This window comes from Pareuzebyella sediminis (assembly GCF_008367235.1).
Lineage (GTDB): Bacteria > Bacteroidota > Bacteroidia > Flavobacteriales > Flavobacteriaceae > Pareuzebyella > Pareuzebyella sediminis.
In genome coordinates, this window is sequence record NZ_VTZS01000003.1 from 813,426 (window position 1) to 827,703 (window position 14,278).

Annotated in this window: 10 protein-coding genes; 4 read left to right on the forward strand and 6 right to left on the reverse strand. The window is 41.1% G+C overall.

What is annotated here, in order from left to right; all coding sequences use genetic code 11:
- Positions 1 to 29: 29 nt before the first annotated feature.
- From F2B13_RS14010 to F2B13_RS14020, 3 genes are read right to left on the reverse strand one after another with little or no spacing between them, the layout of a single operon-like run.
- The gene (locus F2B13_RS14010) at positions 30 to 2,222 is read right to left on the reverse strand and encodes a hypothetical protein (RefSeq protein ID WP_149274150.1); all 2,193 of its coding nucleotides are present in this window, start codon (positions 2,220 to 2,222) and stop codon (positions 30 to 32) included.
- Positions 2,219 to 2,956, reverse strand: coding sequence for a hypothetical protein (locus tag F2B13_RS14015; protein WP_149274152.1), 738 nt, complete (start codon positions 2,954 to 2,956; stop codon positions 2,219 to 2,221). The genes F2B13_RS14010 and F2B13_RS14015 overlap by 4 nt, the downstream gene beginning before the upstream one ends.
- A complete protein-coding gene (locus F2B13_RS14020) occupies positions 2,953 to 3,564 on the reverse strand; it encodes a T9SS type A sorting domain-containing protein (RefSeq protein ID WP_149274154.1) in 612 nt (203 codons plus the stop codon). The genes F2B13_RS14015 and F2B13_RS14020 overlap by 4 nt, the downstream gene beginning before the upstream one ends.
- Before the next feature lie 452 nt (positions 3,565 to 4,016).
- Between F2B13_RS14020 and F2B13_RS14025 the strand changes: the two genes are divergently transcribed.
- Positions 4,017 to 5,297 carry an APC family permease gene (locus F2B13_RS14025; protein ID WP_149274156.1) on the forward strand — a complete coding sequence of 427 codons (1,281 nt, stop codon included), beginning with the start codon at positions 4,017 to 4,019 and terminating at the stop codon, positions 5,295 to 5,297.
- Positions 5,298 to 5,381: 84 nt separating this feature from the next.
- Here F2B13_RS14025 and F2B13_RS14030 read toward each other — a convergent pair whose 3' ends face one another.
- Entirely contained in the window at positions 5,382 to 7,874 is a 2,493-nt protein-coding gene (locus tag F2B13_RS14030) for a hypothetical protein (RefSeq protein ID WP_149274158.1), read from the reverse strand.
- A 354-nt stretch (positions 7,875 to 8,228) separates the two neighbouring features.
- Positions 8,229 to 10,853, reverse strand: a complete 2,625-nt coding sequence (locus F2B13_RS14035; RefSeq protein ID WP_149274160.1) for an MGH1-like glycoside hydrolase domain-containing protein — start codon at positions 10,851 to 10,853, stop codon at positions 8,229 to 8,231.
- 265 nt (positions 10,854 to 11,118) lie between these two features.
- On the opposite strand from F2B13_RS14035, the gene F2B13_RS14040 reads away from it, so the two are divergent.
- The 3 genes from F2B13_RS14040 (at position 11,119) to F2B13_RS14050 (ending at position 12,437) form a co-directional block, all read left to right on the forward strand.
- Positions 11,119 to 11,475, forward strand: coding sequence for a hypothetical protein (locus tag F2B13_RS14040; RefSeq protein WP_232622898.1), 357 nt, complete (start codon positions 11,119 to 11,121; stop codon positions 11,473 to 11,475).
- A gap of 61 nt (positions 11,476 to 11,536) precedes the next feature.
- The gene (locus F2B13_RS14045) at positions 11,537 to 11,944 is read left to right on the forward strand and encodes a DUF2141 domain-containing protein (protein ID WP_149274164.1); all 408 of its coding nucleotides are present in this window, start codon (positions 11,537 to 11,539) and stop codon (positions 11,942 to 11,944) included.
- Positions 11,945 to 12,050: 106 nt separating this feature from the next.
- Positions 12,051 to 12,437: a DUF423 domain-containing protein gene (locus F2B13_RS14050; protein ID WP_149274166.1), complete on the forward strand. Its 387-nt coding sequence runs from the start codon at positions 12,051 to 12,053 to the stop codon at positions 12,435 to 12,437.
- A 48-nt stretch (positions 12,438 to 12,485) separates the two neighbouring features.
- Here the strand turns inward: F2B13_RS14050 and F2B13_RS14055 are convergent, their stop codons facing one another.
- Positions 12,486 to 14,021 carry a peptidase associated/transthyretin-like domain-containing protein gene (locus F2B13_RS14055; protein ID WP_149274168.1) on the reverse strand — a complete coding sequence of 512 codons (1,536 nt, stop codon included), beginning with the start codon at positions 14,019 to 14,021 and terminating at the stop codon, positions 12,486 to 12,488.
- Between the last annotated feature and the right edge of the window lie 257 nt (positions 14,022 to 14,278).

The window sequence follows — 14,278 nt, forward strand, 5'->3', positions numbered from 1 at the left end:
TTTTGATTTAGATAACCTAAATTCTGAATTTAATTTTGCCAAACAAGAAACTGGGGTTTAGCCGAGCTAGCCCGGTCGATAAGTACGGCTCTTTTAGTGTCTTTTACCTCTACCATCAAATAATTGAAATCAGGAAATCGGGTAAAGTTATTATTGACGAAGAGTCCGTTCTTCATTGAGCCTAGACTGCCCTGTACCATAGTGTTTAAAATTAGTGCATCGCTTGACCATTTTGAGAACAAACGGTTGGTTCCGTAACATCTCGAACCTTCGATATAGGCTTTTTGCAATCTAAAAATGCTTCTGACATCATTATTGGTAAAGTCGCAATTGTAGAAACTTGCCGCCTTTTCCCTTCCGATAACATATTCGCCCTTACTGTTCTTAAAATTACAGTTTGCAAATATAGGATTGATGGGTTTTTCCATATCTACTGAAATCCCGTTCCCATCAAAGTTGCACTCGATCCAAGCGTTAAGTTGGTTCGGTCTTCGAGACAAAAGACTGAAACCGGTCTTGCAACGTATTATCTGATTTTTGTAAAAGACATTCTTGTCCAAATACATCATGGTCGTCGTCTCCCCGGAATGCACATCGAAAGTGGGATCAGGTGTCTGCATGATTCCGGCTTCGCAGTCAATAAAATTCACATTGTCAAAAAAGTTGTTGTCGACTCCGTAGAATTGGTCGAAGTGCAATCCAAACTTTTGGTTCCTAAAATTGAGGTGTTTGAATACACAGGAGCTCATCTGCAGTCTGTTATTTTCTTTCCCTTTTGGACTTACCAAGAATCCTTTCAGCCCACCCTGCAAAGTCATATGGGCTAAATAGTAATGCACATTGGTCTTGTTTTCCCTCGAAACATCATCTCCGGAACGAATAAGGGAAAAGTCGTCGGTAATTCCGACAATCGCCGTTTTACCGGAGCCTTTTCCAACAATGCCTTGCCCATTTTTTATAATCAAAGATTTTGCGATGTAATAGATGCCTTCTTTTAATTCGGCGATGCCATCACGGTTTATCATGGCCTGTATTTCATCGGACCGGTCTTTCTTTCCCGACCGAGATGCCATTCGCTCGGCACCCACCGGGTTTGGAGGTGCATGAAAATATGGTCTTTCCCAAGTCTTCACATCTTTTTTGGTCAACATTTGTTCTACTTTATCGGCATAAGTAGTTGAAATCTTGGATGTGACCTTGGAATCATTCACATACACGTCTTTGTTTTTGAAATAGGCTTTAAGATTGAGATAAGCGGGATCTTTCAAATAGGAATATTCCTCAAATTGCCCCGAAAACATTATGAAATTGGTACCCGACCTGACAATATCATTTTGAGATCGGGAATAAATGTTTTTGCCCATTATTAACATATTTTCCGCTTCGATATCGAAGGAAGGAGTTGGGTTTTTCCCATGGTTGAGCCCAGAAAAGCTTCCGATTTTCAAATTCCCTATATCCCTCATATATAGTAAGGGCTTGTCCCCTTGGTTTTTAAAATTCCACGATTCCGCATCTATACCCACGATGGTCAATGATTCGATTTGGTCGAATTCAGTAGCGTCACCGATAGGCATAAGGTAATTTCGCCAAAGGATGACGTTGCCATAACTAGGGGTTGTGGTATTGCCCTTCATCACCGTCTGGGGTGACTTTGTATGGGTCCAAAGTTTGATGAATTTATTATTTCTAAAATAACCGGATTGACTACAGTCAAATCGAACCACGCATTTTTCCATGTTGACGAAACTATTTCCTTGTAAAGAACAGTTCTTGCAATAAATATCGGTGTATTGAATGGTCTTAAAAATATTATGCTTTATCGGGGCACCAGATTCGAACTTTAGCGTTTTAGGATTGATGTTCTGTAATCGAATTTTACTGCTGCCGGCCTTAATGGTAATCGGAACGTCAACTATGGTAATGGCGGGATGCCCAATTAGTTTTTGCCCAGTTTTTAAGACAATTGGGTCACCGGTATATTTCCCTCTTTCCAAACGCACGCTACCATAAGTATCTAGGGCTTTTTGCAACTCGTCGGCACGTTCTATGGGCAAGAGGTATGCATTAAAATAGACATCCTCTTCCGGCTCGTTTCCAGTGCTGACCTTCTCCAGGGCCGATGCGGACGTATTAGAGTCTTTATCTAAACTGTAGGTATAAGTTTGGCCAAACATTGCCGTGTAGTAACCAAAAATGGATAATATGAAAAATAATCTCATTGACCTGAAATGATATAGGAGTTTACATCTACTTTACGAATGAGGCCGAATCGAACATTGCCAGGGACACTTTCAAAAGTGGCACTCCCATTGGGAGTATAGTTCAGTTTTACCTGACCTTCGGTCTCTACATTCAGTATAGCCCCGTTGTGAGCTTCAATGTTGATCATCTCACCGATTTTCATATCGGTAAAGTCTGAGGTCAAGGTCAATGTGGCATCAGCTGTACATTCTATGATATTTCCGATATCAGCACTACTGACGTCTCTCGAATTTTCCAAAGGAAAAACCATGGCCTTTAACACATAATCGCCATCGCCGACAAGGCGTTCCGCGGTTTTAGAATGAAGGGCATAAGGCACGCTTAGTAACTTTGAAGACCCTATGAGCCTAAAAGAATCATCTCCGTTTATTTTGACCAAAGTTTCGATGAAATAAGGGCCTTCTGCCCAGTCGATTTCCGAAAATTTGCCGCTGATTGGGGTTCCGCCACCGATTTCGAGGCTAACTATCCCGGTAGAAGAGGTTATTGGATTGTGAACTTCTTCATATATGGAATTACCAGAAAAACTGTGTTGAAGTATCGCAATTTTCATCGCTACACGCGTTTCTGGCAATACCGAATTGTCTGATTTTAAAATAGTAGCTTGATAGCTTATTCTTTCCGGGGTCTGCCCGAAAACCATAAAGGATTGAAGAAGGAATAAGTAGATCAGTAGGTAGCTTGTCTTCATGGGTTGCTTTTGATTAACTTGAATGATTTTAATAATTTTCCCTCGCTGTATAGCACTAGAAAGTAGATGCCCCTTGGGAAGTTCGTTAAAATAATTTCTTTTTCACCAGTTTCTAATTGCTCCGAATCCAGCATATTTCCGGCGGTATCGAAAAGCTCAAAACGATAGTCTTTTTTTTGTCTGAACTCGAATTCTTCGATTTTCAGGTTTATCCTTTCCGCAAAGGGATTGGGGGATATGTTTAGTTCAAGTTCGGCTAGATTTTCATGGTTCTCATGAACTTCCTCAGCTTCTGGAATCCGTTCCAGCGTGGTTTTGGGCACTACAGATGCAGTTGAGGTTGTATCTTGTAGTGTATCCTTTTCGAGTACACCGCCTTCCTCCGATAAAATCAATATATTATTCGAATGTCCGACCGTAAATGAAAAGCTGCCGGCTTCTGTGATTGTAGTTCCAGAAGCCGAAACGATTGTAATCGAAGGGTAGGTTAACGCTTTTGAGTTTTGGCCAATTACATTTTGGCATGCCGTACCTAGTATGGCTAATAAAAAACACGTAAAACTTTTCAAGATATGGGGGTTTTCTTTAGAGCCAATGAATATGTTCATGTAAACGTTTCTATAGCTGGAACATTCCTGCTTTTATGTTATTTGTAAGACAGGATTGATGAATTTTTCAGAAATAGATTACTATCAGTTTGGAAAAACAAAACTATATTAAATCGGATGAGCATCGACGAAATAGCTATTTTTTTCGATGAAATGCACTATTCTTTGTTTTTATGACATTTTAAGCGGAATTTTTAAACGAATATTTTTTTTGGAAAGATTATTTAAAAGAAATGGTATGAGAGGTTAAAAAGGATACCATACTTTACTTTTCATAAGGATGGATTAACCCTTAATGATATAAACCCTAATTTTACACGTTTGCTTAAGTACTTTGAATTGATCTTTCATGTTTCGATGAGATATTCCAAAGGATAGATTAAGACAATTGAGTGTATTTGACGTGTGAATTTTAAGAAAGGAGTCAGGTTAAAGAAACAAATCAATTTAATATGGAGAGTCAAAATAAAGTCACTTTGAAGGACGCCATAGCAATCGGTATCGGCGGAATGGTCGGCGGGGGCATCTTTGCCGTATTAGGGCTGGCGGTGTCCTTGGCCAAGGGCGGTACGCCCCTTGCCTTTTTATTCGCAGGAATAATAGCCCTATTCACTTCATATTCGTACTCCAAATTATCCCTGGCTTATCCAGATCGGGGAGGTACAGTAAAATTCGTCAATGAAGGTTTCGGCAAAGGTATTTTTAGTGGGGGTATCAACAACCTATTGTGGATAAGCTATATTATTATGTTGTCATTGTATGCAAGTGCATTTGGCTCATATGCGCCAAATATTATCTCCCTAACGGGAACGAAATCGATAGACACCCATCTCTTTATTACATCTGTCGTTCTTTTGGCGACACTAATCAACTACTACAGTATCAAAATTGTCGGACGCATCGAGAGTATTACTGTTTTTGTAAAATTGATCATTTTATTGGCTTTTGTGGCTTTGGGAATATATGGGCTGTTCGGCAATGAAAACATAGCCCAGTTAAACCCCGCGAACTGGGAAACACCTCTGCAGTTGATTACCGGAGGGATGGTCATTTTTGTAGCCTATGAAGGTTTCGAGCTAATCGCCAATGCCGCACCCGACATGCAAGACCCCAAAAGCATGGTTCCGAGGGCCTATTTCTATTCGGTAGGTTTCGTGGTCCTGCTTTATATCGCTATTGCCATTATTACCGTGGGCTCGCTATCCTTTGATGCCATTTCCCAGGCAAAGGATTATGTATTGGCCGAGGCTTCGAAGCCCCTTATCGGCCAGATAGGATTTACCGTGATGACGATTGCCGCAATGATATCAACTTTTTCGGCAATCAATGCCAGTATTTATGGGGGAAGCCGCGTGAGTTATGAACTCTCCGAAGACGATGAGCTTCCACACGAATTTACCTATCAACTTTGGAATAAACCAATCGGTCTTTTTATTACGGCCCTTTTTACCTTAGGTGTAGCGAATTTTGTAAATCTGGAAAGCATCTCAACTTCGGGCAGTGCAGGTTTCTTGCTCATCTTTGCAGTAGTCAATTTTGTAGCCTTTAAAAATGCCGAAGAAATCAAGGCTAAAAAGGTGATGCCTTTGATTGCTACGCTCTTGTGCTTCAGTGCATTTGTGGTATTATTGGTGCAGCAATTCGGGTCTAATCGTACCGGGGTGCTTATAGTGGGGAGTATTATAGCTGTTTGCTTTCTGTTTGAATTCGCCTTTAAGCGCTTTCGCCACTAAAGCGAGGTATTTATGAAAACTATCCCGAAGTAAAAAAACCGGTCCACTTTTGGACCGGTTTTTCTCCTGAAAGTAATAGAACTATTATGGTTCCCAATTAAAGGTAACATACACTGCATTGCTATGCGAGGTGGTTTTAAAGATATAGTTCGAAAAGTACCCTAGGATAGCACGGTCGGAAGTTACCATGCGTATACCATAGGCACATTCTACATTAGCTCCTATCGTTGGCATATCCACTGTGGTAAGTACCGACCCACTGGACGGATCTGAAGCACCTATCGTTCCATGAGTATCCAACACCCCACCTTCATCGTATTTGTTGATAGCAGGTGTAATGTTTACGCCGGAAGAATGTAGGTTGCCACCGAACAATACCAAGGAGAAGGCGTTGAAATGCTCATCCTCGAAATTGCCATAAACGACAACATCTTCGCCTGCCTGATATTTACCACATTTTTTAATCGTGCCTGCCGTATCTTTTACAATCACACCTTCTTGTGGTATGGTCGATCCCGTGAAGGAATAGTGATTGACGTTTTTATTGTCTAAATACACGGTGACCTGGCATACTTGCCCTGAAATTGGATTTTTGAAAAAGTCTGCCAATTCTAGACGAACGATATGTTTTCCACTCCGCCCTCCGGTAGACCACTCTGCAAGGGCAGTATCACTGTAATTACCCACATCAGCGATATATTGACTGCTGTTGAACCAACCATTCGAGTCGGGTGTTCTGAAGCCAACCGTAAAATTATTGACCTTATACCTTCTCTTATCCGTTACCGTATTCCAGGTAAGTCCGTTGTCATCACTATAGCGTATACGATAATAAAAAGTACCGGGCACATTGACATTGCCCCATAGGGCAACGATACTGCCGAAAGGCCTATCGAAGATGGTAGGGGATAAGGTCGTATTGTTAATTACCTTACGGGCATACCCTTGCGAATCGATGTCTTCGACCAGTACTTTATTGACGTGTTGGATTTCGCATTTGGCACTATTTCCACTGGCTGGCCTAATTTGAATTCGACAGTTTTTTACATTCCCCCAGGCCGGTCTATAATTGGGTCCGCTAGGGGCCACTTCCCAACTTAGAATGGCACGAACCCTAACAATGTTCTCTTCTTGACACCGTTGTAACTTCTTTTCCATATCGTCTATGCGAAGGTTCACGGCATACATCAATGGATTGACATCACGTGGAATATCATGGGCCCTGAAAAAGGTAGTGCCTTCGTGCTGGTACCCCAAACCATCGCCCCAATTGACATAAAATGCCACATATTCCTCACTACCGGTAGAACAGAGATTTCCTTTGTAGCCGTTTTGCTTTTTTATGGCCACGGTGGCCTCTAAGGTATCCCGTTCCGGATATAGTCCCACGCAGGTAAGTTCTTCATAATTGGTGTTGTATAAGAACGGGTTTACCGGATATAGCCATTTGGGGTCGATAAGCTTTGGCTTGTACTTTTCGAGAATGTCGGCAGGTAGACTATTAATAGCGACAACGGCATCCTCAATATGATCTTTATCGCTCAGACCCCCATAGTAGTTCGGGTTCTCAATTATGTTCTTCTTAAACTCCACCCGTTCATCCTCGAGATTTTTGGTATTATAATCAAGGGAGCTGGATAACGATTCGATGAGCTCTTTTTTTGAAACCTGTAGGTCGGTATACGATTTTTGCAAGGCAAGCTCCGTTAGGTCGGATGTCACCAATTGCCATGATTTTTTTGAGGGGTCGATCTGAATCCAGGCATCTACGGAGTTACCCCAGGCCGGAACATAGTTTGGCCCGGTAGGAGGGGTATTCCAGCTAAGTATCGCTCTTAACTTTACCAAATAGGGTTTCTTACAGCTTCTCTTGTTGAAATCTACATACTGTTTGGCCGCGTAGCAAATCGGTCTGTGCCTTGAGGCTGCAAGATCATGGGTGTTTACCGAAACTGCAGGGCCTACCGATTGAAATCCGGAGCCATAGTCGATGTAGAACGCTATATATTCCTTACTGCCATCAGTACATAACCCACCGCCGAAGCCGTAAGGTAATTTAACCTTAAAGACGGCCTCGACCTCATCCTTTTCGGGAAAAAGACCAATACAATCAAGTTCTTCATATCTCGTGTCTCCCTGCTTCGATGTAATGGAAGGCGAAAGATCCGTAATGTCGCTTTTCTCCAAAGCGCCGAAGTAGTTCGGATTAATAGCTACTATTGATTTGAAATTGTGGCGGGCAAATTCAAAAGTTGAGGAGCTTAACGCGGCACTGGGAAGGGTTATCTCCAACTCTTCAAGCGAGCCACTGCTATTGAAAATATCCTTTTCCTGAAAGGAAATAACTTCTCCTTTGCGATTGACGACCTGTAAATACCCGATAGCCTCTTGTTCGTTTTGGTCATCGGTTTCAAAAGAAAGGCTGAAGTCGCCATTTTTGTCCAGTGGTGCCGGTTTACTATGTGGATAACGACGTAAGTCTTTATCTACGATTTCAACCGCTAATCCCTCAAAGGATCGACCGTACTTTTCATTGATTACAGTACCCTTTACAGTTTGTTTTGATGATTTTCCCATGGTGTAAGAATTAAGTTAATACATTGGATGGACCGTTATTGGGTGTTTCCCAATCGGAAATCTTAATTTTGTTTTGGAGGAAAGAGGGGGATAAGATTAATACCGAACGGTATTAATCAGTGTAATACTCCCAGATATTTAAACCTCGTTGGGAGTGAACTTCTTAGTTTAAGATTCAAATAGATATCAAAAGTAGTATTATGCCTCCTACAAGCATAGGGTTTTTGTATAGATTGTGTAAGATATTGTGTGATTGTCAAATCAGGATAGCTGCTTCGTATTTTAAAACGAGCCCATTGCGCTTCTCCCCAAAAATGTATATGTGATGTCTTAGACTATCGAATACTGCAGGGCCTACCTATTGATTTCTTCTATGAGGTTGGCCACTAAGGCCGTCCATCCGGTTTGATGCGATGCCCCGACCCCACGACCGGTTTCTCCATCGAAATATTCATAGAAGAGAATAAGATCTTTAAAATATGGGTCGGTGTATTTTTTTTGATGCTGCAGGTGTACTGGGCGATTGTCGTTGGCATCCTTTTTGAAAATATGAATGAGGCGTCTGCTGATGTCAAAGGCTATTTCCTTAAGATTTAAGTAGGTGTCGCTTCCTGTGGGACACGCAAATTTGAGACGATCTTCGAAATGGTTGTGATACTCTTTAAAAGTGCCTATAAATAGATAATTCATCGGCAGCCAAATGGGTCCCCTCCAATTTGAGTTTCCTCCAAAAAGATCGGTCGTTGATTCCGCTGGTTCATAATTGATGCTGTAGGTGTGACCATCTATTTGAACCGAATAGGGGTTTTCATGGGCTTTCGACAGGGATCGTATACCATGTTCGCTTAGAAATTCAGATTCGTTCAATATTGTTTTCATTAATATTTCCAAGCGTTTTCTTGGTACAAGAGAGAGCAACACATCTTTGTTAGGATTATATTCTTCAATTACGGTATACTTTTCGGTGTCGAATCGATATTTACGAAACCATTCCATACTACTTCGGAATCGGGGCAGTTTATCCAAAGTTTCCTTTCTAATATTCAAGACGGCGGCCAAAGAGAGTAGCCCAGATATCGACCGTACCTTTATCGGTACTTTCTCCTTATTTGGAAGTACAAGAGTATCATAAAAAAAGCCCTCTTTCTCGTCCCAAGAACTAGACCCACCCCTTATTTTATTAAGGGCTTCGGCGATAAAGGTGAAATGGCCGAAGTATTTGATGGCCATATCTTCAAATGCTTCATCTTCAACAGCTATTTCCAAGGCAATTTCTAGCATATTGAGGCAGTAAAGTGCCATCCAAGAGGTGCCGTCAATTTGTTCAAGAGTACCTCCACCGGGAATAGCATTGCTTCGATCGAACACCCCGATATTGTCAAGACCCAAAAATCCGCCTTGAAAAATGTTGTTGTTCATCTTATCCTCTCGATTGACCCACCAAGTAAAATTTAAGGCCAATTTGTTGAACATTCGTTTTAAGAATTTGAGGTCGCCCTTTCCTTTGATACGCTGCTCCATTTGATAGATGTGTATGGCCGCCCATGCTTGAACAGGAGGGTTCACATCGCTAAAGTTCCATTCATAGGCCGGTATTTGTCCGTTGGGAGCCATATACCATTCTTTGGTAAACAAAAGCATTTGTTCCTTGGCAAAATCAGGATCGATCATAGCGAAGGTCACACAGTGGAACGCCGTGTCCCAAGCGGCAAACCACGGATATTCCCAAGCATCGGGCATGGATAATATATCATGGTTTCGAAGGGTCAGCCAATCCCTATTACGGCCGAACCATCTTTCTTGAGGGGGTATGTCATCACCGTCGCCCTCAAGCCATTTTTCAACATCATAATTATAATACTGCTTAGACCATAATAGGCCTGCAAACGCTTGTTTCTGTATGTCACGCTGGTCAGTAGATGATTTTTCGGTGACTTGGTGCCAAAAAGCGGAAGATTCTGCGGTACGTTCCAGAAAAACAGTATCGAAATTATCATCAAAAGGATTTTCATGAGTAGTGTTGGAAAGCCTTAGCTTTATGGTTTTTGTTTCTCCAGGTTCCAGCTTTAGTTCGTAAAGAGGAGCAAATTTGGTTCCTTGCGTATTTTTTTCGGCCAAGGAATAGTCGTTAGCAATTACTGCTTCGTGAAACAGGTCTTTTTTGAAAGGATGATTGTTTTTGTCATTAAAAATCCTACTTCTATTCGTCTCGTTTTCGGTAAATAAAAGGCGATTTGGCTCTTCGAAATAAAGATTGTAGTTACCCACGTAAATATGTTCGACAGAAACAGATAAACCATCCTTTCCTTTTTTGATGAGCGGTTTTTTCTTCATGGGTTCGAAGCTCCATAAATTGCGGATCCATAAGGTCGGCAAGAGATATATTGGAGCGTCTTTAGGGCCTCTATTACTAATACTTATTTTGATCAAGAGGTCTTCCACATCCGCTTTGGCATACTCTGTTAGCACATCAAAGTATTCATTATTGTCAAAAACACCCGTATCTAAAAGCTCATATTCCGTGTCGTTCTTGCCACGATTTCGGTTTTTTTCCACCAAGTCGAGGTAAGGATATTCTCGTTGAGCATATTTGTACAAGTGTTTCATGTACGCATGGGAGGGGGTATTTTCGAGATAGTAATAGAGTTCTTTGACATCTTCACCGTGATTTCCCCTCGGACCGGAAAGGCCAAAAAGGCGTTCTTTTAAAATGGGGTCTTTACCGTTCCATAGGGCTACAGCAAAACAGATATTGCAATAGCGGTCCGAAATTCCGGCAATACCATCTTCACCCCACCGATAGGTTCGACTTCGAGAGTGATCATGCGTAAAATAATTCCAGGCGTCACCATTGGCGCTATAGTCTTCGCGCACCGTACCCCATTGGCGTTCACTCAGGTAAGGCCCCCACTTGAGCCAGTCTTCATGTTTTGAATAATGGGCTTCAAGTCTTTTGTGTTCTTTTGTGTCTAGGGCCATACAGTTTTGGTATTCTAGTTTGAAGATATAAAATCTTGGTTCATATGTAGCGATTTTATAAGTTTAATGATATTTCTACGTTATACTATACGGTTGGTGATTTTAGCTTGAAAAATGGATAAATTAGAAAAGGGGGGAAAGAGAAAGGTGCTTATCCTTTCCTCAGAAATTATGGGAATTCTCTGGAAATATGGGCGATAAACGACTTGTTTTTTGGAATATACTACTAGTTATTACGGTCATTATTTGCCTAACAGCCTTTGTAATGCATAGCAAAAACTGGACGAAAACAAATGCGGAGGGGATGCAGGTCTTGTCGGGCTTTTATTATCAAAAAGTACCATTCTTAGAATTGGATAGTGTCGACCTGCTCGAGAAAATTCCACCTATGGAAAGGATCAATGGCTTTTCGGCTTTAGATACTGAAAAAGGTATTTTTAGGGAATTTAAAGATTCGCTCACCGATAAAAGGGTCTATGTTTATGTTGATAATCTCACGAACCAAAAAATCAAATTGGTACATCACGATTCATTAAAGCTCTATATTAATTTGAAGGACTCGACCGAAACCGACAAGTTGTACCAATTTCTTTTAGCAAAGGTCGTCAAAGAACCGAAATGACTTAAAATAATAAATATAGTCGAGAATGCTTTTACGCCCAATGTATTTTAAAACTTAAATTATGAAAAGAATCAGTATTCTCATGATGATACTGCCGTTTTTCGCTATAGCGCAAAATACGCTCAATGTTTCCGTTCTTGGGGTGGCCACATCCAAAGGTAATATTAGTGTAGCAGTTTATAATAAGCAAGATGGCTTCTTGAAATTCGATAAAGTCTTTAAGAGCGATAGTATCTTGGCCAAAAAGGGGAAAACCGAAATAGCGATTAAAGATCTCCCAGAGGGAGAGTATGCGATCGCAATATTTCATGATGAAAATGGGAATAACCTTTTAGACGTCAATTGGTTGGGAATACCTAAGGAAAAATGTGGGTTTTCAAAGGGACACATGAAGACCTTTGGCCCTCCCAGCTATAAGGAATGTGCATTTATGGTGACCAAGGACCAGAGTGTTCAAATCATACTATGATGACTACAGGAACGTACCGGATGTGCCATGTCTAAGGATTTTGAGGTAACAAGGGATTGTTCTCTAAGGTGTTTGAACAATCGCTAACTTTGCACAAATACACTCTATGATACTTCTAACTCAGTCGGTAGCCGCACTATATGGGCTTTTAGCCGTGATATTTGGTGCTTTTGGGGCTCACGCCCTTAAAAAAACCTTCTCTGAAAATGAACTCAAAAGTTTTGAGACAGGGGTCAAATATCAAATGTATCATGCATTGGTGCTATTAGTGTTGAGTTTTAACCTGAATTTAGATACTCCCTTGCAACGAATCATGGCCTACTGTTTTATATTCGGAATATTTCTATTCTCTTTCAGCATTTACGGACTAACGCTTAGTGCGGCCAAAGGAAAGAAACTAAAAATTCTGGGTCCTATAACACCCATTGGAGGGTTGTTATTGGTAGCAGGTTGGGGATTGCTAGGTTATTTTTTTATCGGCAACTATTTCTGACGCGCAAACATAGGATTACCAACCTGCTACAAGTAAAAATACGTCATCTTATGGGTCACCGAATTCGGTTTCCGAAGTAAATTCTTTAATGGCTTGATTCGGTTCGATAATGTCGTAGCCTTTCCAGAAATCCGGGTCGTAGTTGGGCATATATTCCGGAAGCACATCGTTATTTTCCTTAAACGCTTCGTACTCACCTGAGTTGATAGGGCTTTCGTTAAAAATAACCAATTCGTAACGATTACGATTGCCAAAGGCGGCGTCTATCTTCATGGCCAGCTCATTCTGTTTTCTACGACCTTTCACGTTTTTGTTTTTTTCTATGATTTTCAAGGGTCGATTGATTCCTACGCGAACGCCCTTGACCACATCGTAGTAGCCTAGATGATATTTGCCATCATCGCCTTTGTTGAATATGATTCGTCCTTTGGCGAGGTACTCATTGATGGACACACCGAGCAATTTAAAATCACGCAGTGGTTTTACGTTTTCAAAATCCATTCGAATCAAAGCAAAGTCGTCGGAATTGATGTACAGCGTGCCCCGGTAGTCTGCACGCCCATCGGGAACAAAACTGATTACATACACTGGTTCATCTCCGATGTAGGTGTAATTTTCAAGCACAAGATCATACTTCCGAGGTTTGAAAATTATATTGTAATCGCTATCGTCGAAGATGGGTAGGTTGGTATACAGATTGCCTAAGGTCTTGCGCTTAAAACTGGAAAAGAACTTCCTGCGCTCTTCCTTCTTCTCTTTCTCTTTTTCCAAGTATGCATTCAAGGCTGCGGTATCGGTCGAATCGATATCGGTCTCAAATAGCCCGTCCATTTCTTCCTCGTCGATCTTGGTGCCGAACAGTCCCGATTTTATCTTGAAATACGAATCAGGCTTCACATTCTCTTCTATTATGGCATCAAACTTTTTTTCCAGGGCCTCAAAATCGAGGGCTTTGTTTTTATCGTACAATTCCGATGCTTTGATGAGATCTAATTTTTGTTCGTCCTCGTCAGCGCCCCCGTAAAGGTCTCCTAGCATTTCGGTATAATAGGTATTACTTTTTGGGATACTCCGTACAACGCTATCTAGAAAGTCTTTGTTAAAAGCGTCAATAGTCGATTTTTTGATAACATACTCACTTTTGAGCACGGTATTTTGATAGGTTTCACGTAAAAAAAGCCTCTTTTTTCCATACCCCATGTTATAGTTCTTGCTCAGGTTGTCTTCAACGAGTTCTAAAATTTCTTTTGGAGTATAGTTCTTGTTGGTTACGATGACCGGATTCAGTTCGATTGCTTTAGGATTCAGATAGATAATACCTTCGCTGAATTCTTGAATAGGTTTACCTATCGATGCATAACCAATGGAAGAAATATGTAAAGAGTCGGTCGGTGCCACTTGGTCGTTCAAGATAAAGGTAAAACGACCTTCCTCATTGGTAATCATCCCTCGATTGTTCAACTGCACCGTGACATAGGGTATAGGTTTTTTCGTGACCGAGTCAAGAATTCTTGCGGTCAGTGTTTGTCCATAGTGCGCAGAAGTTGCAAAAATGAAAAGCGTAAGGGCGAGGGTTTTGGACATTCGTTAAAATTATACCCAAAAGAAGCAATAGCAGATGAAGATTCCGAAGTTTTTTTGATTTAATTAATACCGAATTATTGTTTTTTTAACGAATTAAGGTATGTGGGAGTACAAACAACGGAGTTGAAAGGGTCGGATACAAAGTTTTAGAAAAGCTTATGGTACCCCCAAAAGGTAGGTCAATGGCATCCACAATCATCTTGACCACAGGGTTTGGATTTATCGGAACCGGATACAAAGAGCGATCGGGGCAGTAA